The 581-nt window shown below is 60.6% G+C and carries 1 protein-coding gene; it reads left to right on the forward strand.

All coding sequences use genetic code 11. The features are described from left to right. Window positions 1-517 (forward strand): ABC transporter substrate-binding protein (locus ACYVOC_RS15455; RefSeq protein WP_461162373.1); only part of this gene is annotated, 517 nt, incomplete at its 5' end. Between the last annotated feature and the right edge of the window lie 64 nt (window positions 518-581).

Raw genomic sequence — 581 nt, forward strand, 5'->3', positions numbered from 1 at the left:
GATCATCTGGATCGTGTGGGCGGGCGCGGGCAATCCGTTCAAGATTGCCGACATGGACTTGAAGCGCTACGGCATCGAGATCTCGACGGGCGGCAACATCCTGCCCGCCATGGCTTCCTACAAGAATTTCCCGGGCATGGAAGGCGCGACGTATTACTACTTCGGCATTCCCAAGAACCCGGTGAACGATGCCATGGTGGCAGCGCACTACAAAGAGTTCAAGACCCCGCCAGACTTCTTCACGGCGGGTGGTTTCTCGTCGGCCATGGCGCTGGTCACGGCGCTCAAGGCCACCAATGGCGACACGAACACCAACAAGCTCATCAAGACCATGGAAGGCATGAGCTTTGACACGCCCAAGGGCAAGATGACTTTCCGCAAGGAGGACCACCAGGCCATGCAGAGCATGTACCACTTCAAGATCAAGGTCGATCCGGCTTTCGCCTGGGGCGTGCCGGAGTTGGTGCGTGAAATCAAGCCTGAAGAGATGCAGGTGCCGATCCGCAACACGCGGTAAGCAGGGTTGGCGAGGCCCGGTGCCAGTGCGCGCCGGGGTTCATCCCGCAGGGGCGGCCGCCCCT

Source organism: Simplicispira piscis, from assembly GCF_054783455.1.